Annotated in this window: 16 protein-coding genes and 1 tRNA gene; 3 read left to right on the forward strand and 14 right to left on the reverse strand. The window is 46.8% G+C overall.

Annotation, left to right across the window (positions count from 1 at the left end):
* Positions 1–184 precede the first annotated feature (184 nt).
* The 8 genes from yhbH to queG form a co-directional block, all read right to left on the reverse strand.
* A complete protein-coding gene (gene yhbH / locus OTK50_RS04805; protein WP_017417325.1) occupies positions 185–1,363 on the reverse strand; it encodes a sporulation protein YhbH in 1,179 nt (392 codons plus the stop codon).
* 190 nt (positions 1,364–1,553) lie between these two features.
* Entirely contained in the window at positions 1,554–3,449 is a 1,896-nt protein-coding gene (gene prkA / locus OTK50_RS04810) for a serine/threonine protein kinase PrkA (protein ID WP_224224137.1), read from the reverse strand.
* 358 nt (positions 3,450–3,807) lie between these two features.
* The gene (locus OTK50_RS04815) at positions 3,808–4,518 is read right to left on the reverse strand and encodes a hypothetical protein (protein ID WP_224224136.1); all 711 of its coding nucleotides are present in this window, start codon (positions 4,516–4,518) and stop codon (positions 3,808–3,810) included.
* An 11-nt stretch (positions 4,519–4,529) separates the two neighbouring features.
* Positions 4,530–5,243, reverse strand: coding sequence for a polymer-forming cytoskeletal protein (locus OTK50_RS04820; protein ID WP_239033851.1), 714 nt, complete (start codon positions 5,241–5,243; stop codon positions 4,530–4,532).
* Entirely contained in the window at positions 5,234–5,866 is a 633-nt protein-coding gene (locus tag OTK50_RS04825) for a YhbD family protein (RefSeq protein ID WP_007408428.1), read from the reverse strand. Before OTK50_RS04825 ends, OTK50_RS04820 begins: the two co-directional genes overlap by 10 nt.
* A gap of 138 nt (positions 5,867–6,004) precedes the next feature.
* Complete coding sequence (gene trmL, locus OTK50_RS04830; RefSeq protein ID WP_007610253.1) at positions 6,005–6,487, reverse strand: tRNA (uridine(34)/cytosine(34)/5-carboxymethylaminomethyluridine(34)-2'-O)-methyltransferase TrmL; 483 nt, start codon at positions 6,485–6,487, stop codon at positions 6,005–6,007.
* Between the two features lie 36 nt (positions 6,488–6,523).
* On the reverse strand, positions 6,524–7,435 hold the full coding sequence (locus tag OTK50_RS04835; protein WP_044801953.1) for an amidase domain-containing protein: 912 nt from the start codon (positions 7,433–7,435) through the stop codon (positions 6,524–6,526).
* A 76-nt stretch (positions 7,436–7,511) separates the two neighbouring features.
* Entirely contained in the window at positions 7,512–8,672 is a 1,161-nt protein-coding gene (queG, locus tag OTK50_RS04840) for a tRNA epoxyqueuosine(34) reductase QueG (protein ID WP_015239452.1), read from the reverse strand.
* Between the two features lie 84 nt (positions 8,673–8,756).
* On the opposite strand from queG, the gene OTK50_RS04845 reads away from it, so the two are divergent.
* Positions 8,757–9,380, forward strand: a complete 624-nt coding sequence (locus OTK50_RS04845) for a hypothetical protein (protein ID WP_045207027.1) — start codon at positions 8,757–8,759, stop codon at positions 9,378–9,380.
* An 89-nt stretch (positions 9,381–9,469) separates the two neighbouring features.
* On the opposite strand, the gene OTK50_RS04850 is transcribed toward OTK50_RS04845, so the two are convergent.
* Positions 9,470–9,543 (reverse strand) — tRNA-Gly (locus OTK50_RS04850).
* A gap of 190 nt (positions 9,544–9,733) precedes the next feature.
* On the opposite strand from OTK50_RS04850, the gene OTK50_RS04855 reads away from it, so the two are divergent.
* Positions 9,734–9,937 (forward strand): helix-turn-helix transcriptional regulator, encoded by a 204-nt coding sequence (locus OTK50_RS04855; RefSeq protein ID WP_003155407.1) that lies wholly within the window; start codon positions 9,734–9,736, stop codon positions 9,935–9,937.
* The gene (locus OTK50_RS04860; protein ID WP_038457397.1) at positions 9,934–10,401 is read left to right on the forward strand and encodes a hypothetical protein; all 468 of its coding nucleotides are present in this window, start codon (positions 9,934–9,936) and stop codon (positions 10,399–10,401) included. The genes OTK50_RS04855 and OTK50_RS04860 overlap by 4 nt, the downstream gene beginning before the upstream one ends.
* A gap of 20 nt (positions 10,402–10,421) precedes the next feature.
* On the opposite strand, the gene rpsN is transcribed toward OTK50_RS04860, so the two are convergent.
* The 5 genes from rpsN to OTK50_RS04885 all read right to left on the reverse strand — a co-directional run bounded on the left by rpsN (position 10,422) and on the right by OTK50_RS04885 (position 14,632).
* The gene (rpsN, locus tag OTK50_RS04865; protein WP_007610245.1) at positions 10,422–10,691 is read right to left on the reverse strand and encodes a 30S ribosomal protein S14; all 270 of its coding nucleotides are present in this window, start codon (positions 10,689–10,691) and stop codon (positions 10,422–10,424) included.
* Between the two features lie 174 nt (positions 10,692–10,865).
* Positions 10,866–12,002, reverse strand: a complete 1,137-nt coding sequence (ssuD, locus tag OTK50_RS04870) for an FMNH2-dependent alkanesulfonate monooxygenase (protein WP_266121837.1) — start codon at positions 12,000–12,002, stop codon at positions 10,866–10,868.
* Between the two features lie 24 nt (positions 12,003–12,026).
* Positions 12,027–12,860 (reverse strand): ABC transporter permease, encoded by an 834-nt coding sequence (locus OTK50_RS04875; protein WP_022552806.1) that lies wholly within the window; start codon positions 12,858–12,860, stop codon positions 12,027–12,029.
* Entirely contained in the window at positions 12,860–13,849 is a 990-nt protein-coding gene (locus OTK50_RS04880) for an aliphatic sulfonate ABC transporter substrate-binding protein (RefSeq protein ID WP_224224133.1), read from the reverse strand. Before OTK50_RS04880 ends, OTK50_RS04875 begins: the two co-directional genes overlap by 1 nt.
* A 15-nt stretch (positions 13,850–13,864) precedes the next feature.
* Positions 13,865–14,632 (reverse strand): ABC transporter ATP-binding protein, encoded by a 768-nt coding sequence (locus OTK50_RS04885; RefSeq protein ID WP_044801707.1) that lies wholly within the window; start codon positions 14,630–14,632, stop codon positions 13,865–13,867.
* Positions 14,633–14,657: the final 25 nt, after the last annotated feature.

Consider the following 14,657-nt stretch of genomic DNA (forward strand, 5'->3'; position numbering starts at 1 on the left):
GTATTTTCACCTCATTCCCTTAATAATAGTTCACAAGATAAAATATTAATAAATGAAAGAAGGTTTGTAAAGAGAAAAGTTTCATTTTTTAAGGATTTTTTTTATGCCGTTTTTTCTCTTTATTTTTAATTTAAAAAAGCCGGGCGAAGAACCGCGGCCCACGATTCTTCACTCGGCTTTATATTTAATACGATGCTTTGCTTACACCGGCTTCCTCATTTTTAAAAAAGCTTTTCAGCGCTTGAAATACGTCTGATTTCTGTTTCAGGATGTAGTATTTAAATTTATCATCTTTGACATTTTTATAGGCGGACATGAGGGTGGAATGCCTGTTATATTGATTGACCTCACCGTAACAGAACAGATTCGATTTTTTCATGATGTCATTGACGAGCTTTACGCACCGGGCGTTATCCGAAGTCAGGTTATCTCCGTCTGAAAAATGAAACGGATAGATGTTGTAGCGGGCGGGGTCATATTTTTCATCAATTAATTCAAGAGACTTCCGGTAAACGGAGGAACAGATGGTGCCCCCGCTCTCGCCTTTCGAGAAAAAATCTTCTTCGGACACAACCTTCGCTTCCGTATGGTGGGCGATAAATTCGATATCAACCGTTTCATACTTTGTCCGTAAAAATCGTGTCATCCAAAAAAAGAAGCTCCTCGCCATATACTTTTCCCATACGCCCATCGAACCGCTTGTATCCATCATGGCTAAAACGACAGCTTTCGATTCCGGCTTCGTCACATCATTCCATGTTTTGTATTTCAGATCTTCCGGATAAATAGGGTAAAACGACGGCTTGCCTGTCATAGCGTTTCGTTTATAGGCCGACAGCATCGTCCTTTTCTTATCGATATTCCCTGTCAGCCCGGTTTTCCGGATATCATTGAACTCGATATCGGTATGGACGATATTGTCCCTTTCCTTTTGCTGCAGATTCGGCAGTTCTAATTCCTGAAACAGCGCTTCTTCCAGATCCATCAATGAAACTTCCGCTTCATAATAATCCTCGCCTGCCTGATCGCCTGCTCCCTGGCCTTTTCCGGCACCCTGCTTTTTATCTGCGCCGTCTCTTGCGACGACATCGCCGACTTCGCTGTCGCCGTCGCCTTGGCCGACATGTTTATTTTTATCATAGTTATAACGGATTTTATATTCATCAAGCGAACGAATCGGGATTTTCACGACATCTTTTCCGTTGGACATAATAATGCTTTCCTCAGTGACAAGATCCGGAAGGTTGTTTTTTATCGCTTCCTGTACTTTCTTTTGGTGGCGCTGCTGGTCGTCAAAGCCTTTGCGATGGAGGGACCAGTCTTCCTCTGAAATCAAAAAATTTCCGCTGTCATTACGGGACATGAATTCCCCTCCTTAACCGTTATGGTCGTTTTACATGTGTATTCCGGCTTGGTCCTGTTTATGAAACAAGTCCGGCGAAAAGATTTATTTTCATCTTATGCCGGACGGACTCTCCAATTGACAAACAATTGCGAAAAACAGCCAAAAGAACCCGTCCTTTTACAGACGGGCCTCTCAATGAAATCAAACATCAGCGGTTTAACAAGCTTCCGACATACCTCAGCAGTTCATTAGCGCTAGTCGAATTATAACCGTGTTCATCTATTAACCTTGCAACAACTTCATTGACCTTTTTAAGCTGCTGTTCATCCGGCGTTTTGGTTGAGGTCGTAATTTTCACCACATCTTTTAAGTCTGCGAACAGCTTTTTCTGAATCGCTTCGCGGAGTCTTTCGTGCGAATTATAGTCAAAGCGTTTTCCTTTTCTTGCATATGCGGATATGCGGATTAAAATTTCTTCGCGGAACGCTTTTTTCGCGTTTTCTGAAATGCCGATCTGCTCTTCAATGGATCTCATCAGTTTTTCGTCAGGATTCATTTCTTCTCCCGTCAGCGGATCGCGGAGCTTATTTTTATTGCAGTACGCTTCCACATTATCTAAATAATTGTCCATGAGAGTTTTAGCGGATTCTTCATATGAATAGACGAACGCCTTCTGCACTTCTTTTTTGGCGATGTCATCATACTCTTTCCTGGCGGCGGAAATAAAATTCATATACCGCTCTTTGTCCTCGGCGGAGATCGACGGATGCTGGTCAAGTCCTTCTTTTAAGGAACGCAGCACGTCAAGCGAATTGATCGATTCCATATTTTTTCGGATAATCGTTGAGGAAATGCGGTTGATGACATAGCGCGGGTCAATTCCGCTCATTCCTTCATCGTGGAATTCCTTCTTCATATCCTCCAGATCAACGGAATTGTAACCTTCAACGCTTTCTCCGTCATAGAGCCTCATTTTTTTGACGAGATCAATATCAGAACGGTTCGGTTCCTTCAGCCGGGTCAAAATAGAAAACATCGCGGCCACTTTTAATGTATGGGGGGCGATGTGTACGTCAGAAACATCACTTTCAGAAATCATTTTTTCATAAATCCGTTCTTCCTCTGACACCTTTAAATTATAAGGAACAGGCATCACGATGATCCTGGAGTGAAGGGCTTCATTTTTCTTATTGGCAATAAACGAGCGGTACTCCGTTTCGTTCGTATGCGCAACAACCAATTCGTCGGCTGAGATGAGCGCAAACCGTCCGGCTTTAAAATTCCCTTCCTGCGTGAGTGACAGAAGGTGCCACAGAAATTTTTCATCGCATTTCAGCATTTCCTGAAACTCCATCATTCCGCGGTTCGCTTTATTTAATTCACCGTCAAACCGATAAGCGCGCGGATCTGATTCTGAGCCATATTCGGCAATTGTTGAAAAATCAATACTCCCCGTCAAGTCGGCGATATCCTGTGATTTCGGATCAGACGGGCTGAAGGTTCCGATTCCGGTACGTTTATCCTCCGAGAAGAATATACGTTCAACCTTTACATCCTCAATTCTGCCGCCGTATTCTTCTTCAAGCCGCATGACATTAAGCGGAGAAAGGCTGCCCTCAATTCTGATGCCGTATTCTCTGTAGAAGTCGTCGCGCAGATGATGGGGAATGAGATGGAGAGGATCTTCATGCATCGGGCAGCCTTTAATGGCGTAAACAGCGCCGTTGTCTGTCAATGAGTAGGCTTCAAGCCCTTTTTTCAGCATGGTGACAAGAGTTGACTTTCCGCCGCTGACGGGTCCCATCAATAGTAAAATCCGTTTTCTTACATCGAGCCGCTTGGCAGCCGGGTGAAAGTATTCCTCCACGAGCCGTTCCAGAGATTCCTCAAGGCCGAACAGCTCCCGCGAGAAAAAGCTGTATGTCTTTTTACCGTCATCCTCCTCGATTCCGCTGTCTTTTATCATATTAAAAACGCGAGAATGAGCAGACTGCGCGACCAATGGATTTTCTTTTATGATCTCCAAATAATCAGCGAACGTCCCTTCCCATTTGAGACGCTGCTCTTCCTCTCTGTACTTTTCAATTTTCTTTAATATATCCATAAGAACCTCCTCTATCATGGTTGATGCACTAGAAATAAGGTACTTTGTTACAATCTATGCGGTGACGTGATAATACATGCTTTTCGTTTCTTAAAAATACAGACGTTATAAGGCCGTCATTGACAAGGGTCCGGTGCACCGTTCATAATGAAAGAAATACAGTTTCATCCAGACTCGGACATCAAATGGAAAAGCAAAGAGGAGGAGAAATGATGAAAACGATCATTTTACTTGGGGTCATTCTCACTTTTTTAGTATCCATTTTTACGGCGGGTTACGACAGCAAACCTGAAAACAAATAACGGCAAAAGGGTGCTCTTCATAAAGAGCACCCTTTCCTGTACAACATAACAATGTTTCATAGTTGAATATGTGCTTGGACAGTTGATTTTTCATGAGATTTGCAGCTTGTTTGATACTCGATTTTTCCGATTTTGCAGCCCGGGCCGATTTCCACATGCTTTCCTCTGACGATGTCTGCTTCCGTGTATTCGAGGTAAATTGCGTCTCCTTCGATCAATTCAGCAGAAAGCGTGCCGGCTTTCCGTTTAAGAAAACCGGGTTTCCGTCTGACGGTGATCGATGTGCCGCCGATTTCTTTCACGCGGCTTCGGTCATAACGCAAATGGATGTTTACGTCCCCCGCGTTTAACAATCCCGCCACATTGATATATCCTGTTACATGAAGCAGCTCCGTCTCGCAATCGCCGCCGACGGTGAGACTTCCTTTTATATGACACTGCTCTCCCGCGGCCCCGCCGCCAATTTCAGCAAGTCCTTTCAGCCTCATCGTGGCGAAACGCATGGAGCCGCCGACTTTCAATGTGCCCATCACATTTGCTGAACGTGCTGATAAATCTCCTGCAACTTCATGCTCTCCGAAAATTTTCAGCCTGTTGATCTCGGCATCTCCGAGAAAAAGTCCCGTACCGAATATCCGGCAGCGTTCGCTTTGAAGTCCTTCGCCGACAGTTCCTTCCCCTTTAATGCTTACATTTTGGTAGGAGCCGCCGGAGGCGTGTCCGGCTCCGTACATTTTTAAATGACTCAATTTTTTTGTCGTTTCCATCGCAGTTCCTCCTATCGTTTCACGACTTTGTTAACCAAAGCGGAAGGGTCACATGTAAAATCGCCGCTGTATTCCACAGTCCCAATGGTGCAGCCTGCGCCGATCCGCACATGATTTCCGCGGACTGTCTTCGCGTTCGTGTCCGCCAATTCAATGATGTCACCTTCAATCAGCTCCGCTGTCAGCACCGGGGCCGGCATCAGCTTAAAACGCGTAAGCACGCTCTTTCTGCTCATCACTTTCAAATGGCGGCAGCCGATCTCTTTCACATGGCTTTCTCCCGCCGCCAGCTTAATACTGACTTCATCGGCATTCAGCAGGCCGCCGATCTTGCATTTGCCTTCCGAACGGAACGTCTCTGTCTCGCAATCGCCTTCAAACCCGGCTTTCCCGGATATGAAAATATCATCAGCTTTCACACCGCCGCCGAAAGATGAAAATCCCGCGACGTTCAGCCGCTCTGTTTTGACATCACCTTTAATGACACCCGTTCCGTTGATACGGATGGATTCAGCTTCGGCACTGCCGGAAATTTTCCCCGAACCGCTGATCGTCAGCGTTTGCGTCTTGACATGTCCGTCGGTTTTTCCGCTGCCGTTAAACAAAAAGCTCGCGCACTCCACATCACCTGACACCGTGCCGCTTCCGTTGATCTCCACTGTATGAAAACGGCCTCCTTTTGAACTTCCTGAACCGTTGATGATTAATTTATCTGTTACTTCCATTGATGGTCCTCCTGCATCCATTTCGTTTTTAATTCTTCCGATGCCGCAGCAAGCGCCACCCGTTCAACCACTTTGACAGTCGGTTCAAATAAAATATGTTCCGCGTCTGCGATGAAGCACGTCGTTACGCCAAGCTTTCGGAGCATGACAAGCTCCGTATTTGCTTTCAGTTCGGAAGCCTCATACGTTTTCAGCACCCCTGCCGCCAATTTTCCTTCCTCAAGGCTGATATTGCCCGATCGCAAAAGTCCTTCAAGCACATATAAAGACAGCAGCGCGCGGGACGTGAATGTCACGCCGTCTTCGCCATAAACTTGCAGCGCAGCCTTTGAAATCAGTCCTTTTTGAAGCAGTTCCGCAGACGTTATATTGACATCAGTCATTTGCGGAGACAGCATTTCTCTCATTTCATCCAAAGACAGATTTTCTTTCATTTTCTGTATCTTTGAGATGCGTTTTAATATTTCCGCTCTCGGAAAAAATGTTTCCTGGCCTGTAAATGTTGATTTTCGGATAAACCATTCTTCAGGAATTAAATTTTTCCGTTTCCAGCGGTACAGCTGTCCGTATGAAATTGATGTTTCTTCCAGCAATTCTTTTTTAGAAATCAGTTGTTCCTCCATGAATCCAGCTCCTTCGATGAATGTATTGTAACATAACACTGTTACGTTGTTAAGCCTGGAAATATAAAAATGCCGTGAACCGCTGCTGTCCGTCTTTTTTATTGAATAAAAAAAACGCCCGAATGCGGGCGTTTTTTCTCACGTCAAATCTCTGTAATTTTGCTGGCGCAGCGCTTCATATACAAGAATCGCGGCCGTGTTGGACAGGTTTAATGATCTCACATGCTCGGTCATCGGCAGACGCAGGCAGCGGTCCATATTGTTTTCGATCAATTCTTTCGGAAGTCCGCTCGTTTCTCTGCCGAATACGAAGAAAAAGTCTTCCTCCGTATTTGAGTAATCAAATGATGTGTGCGGCTTTTGGCCGAATTTTGTAATGAAGAAAAACTTTCCGTTCTCATATGCCTCAAATAACTCTTCCAATGAATCATGATATACGACGTTGACGAACTCCCAATAATCGAGTCCGGCGCGCTTCAGCATTTTATCATCGGTCGAGAATCCGAGCGGGCGGATCAAATGAAGCGTTGTGTCTGTTGCCGCACAAGTACGTGCGATATTTCCCGTATTGGCCGGGATTTCGGGTTGATATAAAACGACATGTAATGCCACGATGTTCACCTCTGTTTTTTATTCCGCCCACCATTATATCATTAATTACTCTTTTGTCGTATCATCCGTAATATGAAAAAACGCATATCTGATGGAAGGAGTATACGCCGTTGAATCCTCATATGACCAATATCTCATTCTGCTGTCATACGTTTGGGCATTGACAAGCGGCATATTGCTTTTATCTTTCGCGACCACGATCGTCGTATGATTAAAACGGCCGTCTCCTTCAAAATCATAGCAAATGATATCTCCGGGCATCAGTTCTTCAGCTCTTGATACTTGCACCGCGCGAAGCCCGGCCTTGGATTGGGCCAGATACATCTTCATCGAATGCGCGACCGTCCAGCTGTAGCTCCACGAGCTTGCCTTCATCCACCAGCCTGAGCCTCTGTTCGGATGCCCCCGCATCGGCGCTTTTCCGGCATGTAAACATTGGGAAATAAAATTGGTGCAATTATCGCTGAAATTTTTATAAGCGGGATTTCGTTTATTCCAAAACTTCTCCGCGTACTGCACGGCAGCCAGACGGTCGTATTGAAACGCCCGCCCGAAATCTTCCCGTTCACTCCGCTCATATTCAATTACGCTGTTTCCGTCAGAAAATCCCGCCGGTTTTTTCTTTACTTCCCGGTCTTTAATCAACAGCTGATCATAGAGAAATGCAGTCCGTTCCTCAATCTGCTCTTCTAAGTAAAGGTGTCCGTCATGCTCCTTGCACAAATATTCGAAATGAATCGTGTACATGACGCATAACGTGCCGTCGTCCTCAAGGCTGCTTTTGACAATGACGGCTTTTGCCTTCGCTTTCACGATGTCAACTTTCCGTTTTTTAAACAGCTCTTTTTTTCTCGTCAGGACCTCAAGATCGCCGGGCTGCCCATTGTGCCTCATCTCGGTTCCGTTGATTAAATAATGAAGCCGGGCCTCCGCTAAATCTTCAATAATATGCTTCAAGCGCTCCACCCACCATACTGTTTTATAAAGAAAAAACACTTGAACTCCGGCCAAGTGCTTTTTCTCTATACATATGTCAGGACCGGCCGGTTTTAGTCTTATCAGAAACCGATAACAGCTCCAGTCCCTTTTCAATTTCCCGTATGGCTTCCTCATCCTGCTCCTTTTGAAGCGCTTTTTCTAATTCCCCCGCATAATCAGGGTCACCGATTTTCCCGATGGCCCAGGCGGCCGTCCCCCTGATGACGGGACGCGGATCTTGGTGCATCAAGGCCGTTAATTCCGGAAGAGACGAGGCATCTTTAAAATGAGCCAAAGCTAAAATCGCATTCCGCTGTATCGGCTTCTTGCCACGCCATGATCCCGATACATGTCCGAATTTTTCTTTGAATTCGCGGTTGCTTATGGTCAAAAGCGGCTTTAACAGCGGCTTTGCGATTTCCGGATCAGGCTCCATCTGCGGATGAAGATGAAAATCTTTCCCCTTATTAATCGGACAGACCGTCTGGCACGTGTCACAGCCATACAGACGGTTTCCGATTTTCGTGCGGAACTCATCCGGCAAAAATCCCTTTGTCTGGGTCAGGAACGAAATACAGCGCTGGGCGTTAAGCTGTCCGGGATTGACGAGTGCGCCGGTCGGACACGCGTCTAAACATTTTGTGCACGTACCGCACATATCTTCAATCGGCACATCCGGTTCAAAGGGCAGATTGGTGATCATTTCAGCCAGATAGACGTAAGAACCGTATTCAGGCGTGGTGATCATGCAGTTTTTGGCGCTGAAGCCGATTCCCGCCCGTTCAGCCACGGCCCTGTCAGACAATTCCCCTGTATCAACCATTGACTTTGTGCGGATATCCTCATGTTTGCTTTGGAGAAAATTCTCCAGCAGATCAAGCTTTTCGCGCAGCACGTCATGATAATCCTTCCCCCAGGAAGCTCTGCAAAAAATGCCGCGCCGCCCGTCCCTTGTGCTCCTCGGCGCATCTTTCATTTTGGAAGGATAAGCAAGGGCGATGGCGACAATCGATTTGGCTTTCGGGAGAAGCAAAGACGGAGTGACCCGTTTTTCAATATCCGGCTCTTCAAAACCGGATAAATAGCCGAGTGATTCCTGAAGAATCAGCCGGTCCCGCAGACTGTCGAACGTATCAGCCGTCGTAAACCCGATTTTGTCGACTCCGATGCTTTTGGCGTATTCGATTAATTCCTCTTTCAGTTTATGAATATTCATTTTTTGCACAGCCTCCTTTCTTTGTGATCAGGCTCCCGCACAGGTATAATAGAGTTTTATCATCCCGAAATGGAGTGAACACACTTGAACATCAGTTTAGATCCACTTATTGCTGAACGGGTGCCGGGGATCAAAGCGGCAGCCATCTTATATGAACAGATCGAAGTCGGGCCTGCTCCGCAAATGCTGAAAGGCCGCCTCCGTTTATTTCAAGAATCTCTTTACTTTGATTATGCTGACGGCGGTATAGATGAGCAGCCTTTTGTAAAAGAGTGGGCGCGTTTGATGGAACAGCTCAGTCCCGCCTTTTCAGGACAAAAAACGCCGATGGAGCTTATGCTCGGCGATATTTCCCGGGAACGATTCATTGAAAGTGTGAATTCAGCCCATGATACCATACTTTTTTTCTCCTTGAAATATTCATTGCCTATCATGGCGTATGATGCCGCAGAAATAGATGAACCAATTTCAATTACGATCGGAGAAAAAGAAAGCGTACTGTCCTTCTCCGGCCCGGACGGCGTTTTCGGCGACTTCACCGGACATATCAATACACGCCCTGTCACGCCCGGCACAAAGAAAATGCTGCAGCTGATCTTTTTCCCGCCTTCATTTCATGCCGACGCGGCGGATGAGCTGCTATCATCCTTAACAAAAATGTTTGAACAAATTCACGGAGGCACGCATACCGTCTCTTGGCTTTCATAAAAAGACACGCCTTCGTGTCTTTTTTCACATAAAAAAACGCAATACTTCGTTTATCAGAGAAACGAAACACTGCGTTAATAACGTATGTATGGAGCGGGTGATGAGAATCGAACTCACGACATCAGCTTGGAAGGCTGAGGTTTTACCACTAAACTACACCCGCATCAAAGTTCTATTTTGTCAGTAGCGATTTGATGTTTCTAATATTACATGTATATTTTTTTTTCGTCAAGGGAATGTTAAAAAATTTGTCGAAAAAAATTCTTTTTTTGTCCACATGTTAAGTTGGGTTTACATTTTGTTAAATATCTCATACAATATGAAAAAGAAGAAAACTTGAGGTACGCCTGATGATGAAAAATAAAGTAAAAGAGCTGAGAGCCAGATTCGGCTATTCTCAGGAAACGCTCGGAAAAGAAGCCGGAGCCACCAGACAGACGATTGCAGCGATTGAAAAAGGAGATTATGTGCCTTCACTTTTATTGGCGCTTAACATCTGCCGGGCTTTCTCCCTGCCGATGGAGGAAGTTTTCTGGCTGGAGGAGGAGAAAAAATGAGTTTGAAAATAAAAGCGTGTTTTCACCTTGCACTCTACGGATTGGCCTGCTGGACGCTTATTTCCTTAATGGAAGCGGCGCCGCGGATCGCTCAGTTTTTCCAAACGGAGGGGAGCGGTTCATTTGAGCTGAATATCACTCCGTTTCTGCTGTTTACCGTTTGTGCCGCATTGTATATCTATGCCGAAAAGAAAAAACGAAACGGCAAAAAGCACAGGCTTGTGCCCGATGAATTTGAGGAACAGGATGAAAGAGAACGAATGATGACGGCTAAAGCTTGCCGTTCCTCGTATATCGCCGTTTACTTCTCATTGCCGGCCGCAGCCGTTCTGCTTTTGTTTTATCCGCTGATTCAGCCGCATCTACCCTTTTTTCCAATTCTTTTGATTTTCATTCTGATGATGATTCAGCATTTGGCTTATGTTTTCACTTTTCATAAGCACGGCAAAAACTCCGGTTCATGACAGATCCGGAGTTTTTTACATTACCAGCTCGCTTTTTTCACCCCGGGAATCCGGCCTTTATGGGCCAGTTCCCTGAATGCGATTCTGGACAGTTTAAATTTTCTCATATATCCGCGGGGCCGCCCCGTCACCGTACAGCGGTTATGAAGCCTGGCCGGAGCAGAATCACGCGGCAGTTTGCTCAGCGCTTCCCAGTCTCCTTTTGCCTTTAATTCTCTTCGGATGTCCGCATATTGTTCAACAAGCTTCTGCCGCTTGAGCTCTTTGATCACTTTTGATTTTTTTGCCATTTCAGCACTCCTAACAAATCGTAATAATTACGTTTTGTATCATATCATCCATATGAGTATCGTGCAAGCTAAGCGCTTAAAAAGGCGGGTGAATACCCGCCTTCACTGCCGGCATTTCCCCGGAAATGAAACCGCAGAAAGCGCCCGCCGTCAATTATCCGCCCTGCGACGTCATCAGACTGTCGCTTTATTTCCTCTTGCAAAATGGTCGTTGCCCATTGCTTCACCCAGTCTGCGCTCAAGCTTTTTAGTCCGCTCATTCTGAAACGGCAGAAGCGGAAACACGAGTTCAGCCAGATAATAAGCTTCTTCCAGATGCGGGTAGCCTGAAAAGATAAACGACTCAATGCCGAGTGCCTGATACTCTAAAATTCGAGCAGCGACAATCTTCGGATCACCGACAAGCGCCGTGCCCGCTCCGCCTCTGACCAGTCCGATGCCGGCCCAGAGATTCGGGCTGATCTCAAGCTTCGAGCGGTCACCGTTATGGAGATCGGCCATCCGTTTTTGTCCCGATGAATCAGCGCGCCGGAGCGCAGCCTGCGCTTTCGCAATCGTCTCTTCGTCTAAGTGGCTGATTAACCGTTCAGCCGCTTCCCATGCCTCTTCTTCAGTCTCCCGGACAATCACGTGAAGTCTGATGCCAAAACGCATTGTCCTTCCTTCCTTGGCAGCCTGTTTTTTAACGGTTTCAATCTTTTCTTTTACCTGCTCCGGCGGCTCTCCCCATGTTAAATAGACATCTGTATGTTTTGCCGCAGCCTCAATTCCCGCCTGTGATGAACCGCCGAAATATAATGGCGGATGCGGAGACTGTTTTGGAGGAAACAGCAGATTGCTGTTTTCCACTTTGATATGGTCCCCTTCATATGTCACCGTTTCGCCCCGCATGAGTCCGCGCCAGACGGTTAAAAATTCTTCAGTCGCCTTATAACGTTCATCGTGGCTGATAAACATACCGTCTCCCGCCAGTTCATAAGGATCTCCGCCCGCTACGACATTTACGAGCAAACGGCCCTCTGACAGCCGATCCATTGTCGACGCCATTCTCGCGGCGACAGACGGCTGCATCAGTCCCGGACGGACCGCCACTAAAAATTTCAAGTCACTCGTTTCTCCCGCTAAAGCGGCAGCCGTCAGCCACGGGTCTTCACATGATCTCCCCGTCGGCAGCAGAACCCCCGTATACCCGAGTCTGTCCGCCGCCTGTGCCACTTGTTTAAAATAAAGATGATCCGCCGTCCTCCCTCCCGTTTGCGTCCCTAAATACCGGCCGTCACCATGCGTCGGAATAAACCAAAGAATCTCCATATGAATCTCTCCTTTTTTAATAGGTTACCCTTCATAACTGTTCCGCCATTTTAATAGTTTCCGTTCGAGCATTCTGACCAATGCATCTGTCAGCTTGCCGACAGCCGCAAAAATGATAATGCCGACAAACACCTTATTTGTCTGTGAAAATTGTCTGGCATCCATAATCATATAACCGACGCCCTCGCTCGATCCCATCAGTTCCGCCACCACGAGACCGAGCCACGCAATGCCCAGAGAGAGCCTGATGCCGAGCAGGATATTCGGCAGAGATGCCGGAAGAATTAATTTCGTCATCTGCTGATACCAGTTAAATTCCAGCACCCGCGCGACGTCAAACAGCTTCGCGTCCACACTGCGGATTCCGAGAAACGTATTAATGTACACGGGGAAAAAAGCCCCCAATGCGATCAGCAGAATTTTTGATGTCTCATCAAATCCGAACCACAAAATGAACAGAGGAGTCACGGCCAAGTGCGGAACCGTTCTGAGCATTTGCAGAGACGGATCAAGATATGCTTCCGTCCGCTTTGAAAAACCGACCAGCAGCCCGAAAACAAGCCCGAGGCCAGCGCCAAGCAGAAATCCGGCAGCCGCCCGGTATAAGCTGATCTCTAAATGACCCCAAAGTTCACCTGAAAGAAGAAGTTCCTGAAACGTCTGCAAGATGACGACAGGCGACGGGAGCACCGTGGCCGAGACGATGCCCAGACTTGCGATAAACTGCCATACTGCGATGACCGCAGCCGGGAGTACAACCCCCTTCATCCATTGGTATGAATACTTCCGGGATCTTGCCAGAGCTTTCTTTTCTGATTGGCTTATTGCGCCGGCAGCCGTTGATGCTTCTGCTTTCATTACTTGCCATCCCCCGTTTCAAGCGCTTTTTTAATAAATGAATTGTCAACAACGTCTTTTACATGAATTTTCTTATGAATCGCTTTTGTTTGATATTGAAAATCAGCGGTTTCCTGCTGGGCTTTGACAATATCATCATTGATCGGTTCATTGAGAGGCTCAGTATTGTTAAGCACGTTTCTGACGACTTTCGGATCAAGATGTTTGATTTTCGCATATAAGGAGACAGCTTCATCTTTGTGTTCCTTTTGCCATATAACTGCTTTATTGAACACTTTCAGAAAACGGACTACCTCATCCGGGTGTTCTTTGGAAAATCCCGTTCTGACTAACGTGAAACCGGGAGAATATAAATCTGTGCTTTCTCCGTTCGCCAATATTTCCGCCCCATGCTGCAGCGTTTCAATCGACAAATACGGCTCCCAAATGGACCATGCATCAACTGATTTGTTTTCAAAAGCGGAAACCGCCTCATCAGGCTGAAGCTGGATGATGGTGACGTCATCGGCGGAAAGCCCCGCTTTATCTAAAGCTTTATAGAGAAAATCAAAGCCGCTGCTGCCTTTGGCTACGGCGATTTTTTTACCTTTCAATTCTTTCAGGCTCTGAATCCCGCTGCCCTTGTTTACGAGAATGCCGTTTGCCTTTAACCCGTCCTGAGACAGCCCGATCTCTTTAAAATCAATTCCTGCCGCCTGACCGGAAATGACCGGTGAATTGCCGACCTGGGAAAAATCAAGCTTATCGGCGGCAAGACCTTCAAATTGCGGAGGACCGCTTTGGAATTCAACCCATTTTACTTTTATTCCGTCTTTTTTGAAGGCCTCTTCAAACCAGCCTTTTTCCTTGGCAATGAGAAGCGGGCTTAAACTCTGCTGGATGCCGATCCGGATTTCTTTCACCGTTTTCCCGCTCCCTCCTGTCCCGTCTGCACTGCATCCGGCTGATATCATGACTGCTGCGGCTAAAAGAATGATGATTTTTTTCACTTCGCTTCGTCCCTTCTATATCCCGGACCCATCCGCAAACCGGAGGTCTTCCGTTTTCTCAAACTCAGAAAGCACCTTCTGCCGGACGGCCTGAAAATCCGCTGACGTCCGATTGCGCGGATGCGGAAGCTGAATCGGCATCAGGCTGTGCAGCCGGCCGGGCTTTGCCCTGAGAATCGCCAGCTTATCGCCTAAATAGACGGATTCATCAATATCATGCGTGACCAGAATCATCGTCGTTTTTTTCTCGCGCCATATATCAAGCAGCACATCCTGCAAATGTTTTCTCGTAAAAGCGTCAAGCGCCCCGAACGGTTCATCTAAAAGCAGCACCTCCGGCTCGCGCAAAAGGGCTCTGGCGATGGCAACCCGCTGCGACATGCCGCCGGATAATTCGCGCGGATAAGCGTTCTCCGCTCCCTGCAGCCTGACAACCTCAATCAGATCATCCACTTTTTTCCGAACGGCCGGGTCGTTCATATTGAGATCGGCAGCGATGTTTTGTTTTACCGTCAGCCAGGGAAACAGCCGGTGCTCCTGAAAGATAAATCCCTGCCGGATGCCCGGTCCCGACACATTGCGGCCATTTATTGTGACAGAGCCTTTATAATCGGTATCAAGACCGGCAATCAATTTTAAAAGCGTGCTTTTGCCGCATCCGCTCGGCCCGATGACAGTCAAAAATTCTCCCGATGAAATTGACAGCTCAATATCATTCAGCACCGGCGTTTTCCGGCCTTCATGCTCAAAAGCTTTTTCTTGTATGCTGATGGTTAAAGCCATCTGTCTTCCCCCTCTCTTTTTGCCG

The organism is Bacillus sp. NEAU-CP5, from assembly GCF_026420705.1.
Lineage (GTDB): Bacteria > Bacillota > Bacilli > Bacillales > Bacillaceae > Bacillus > Bacillus velezensis.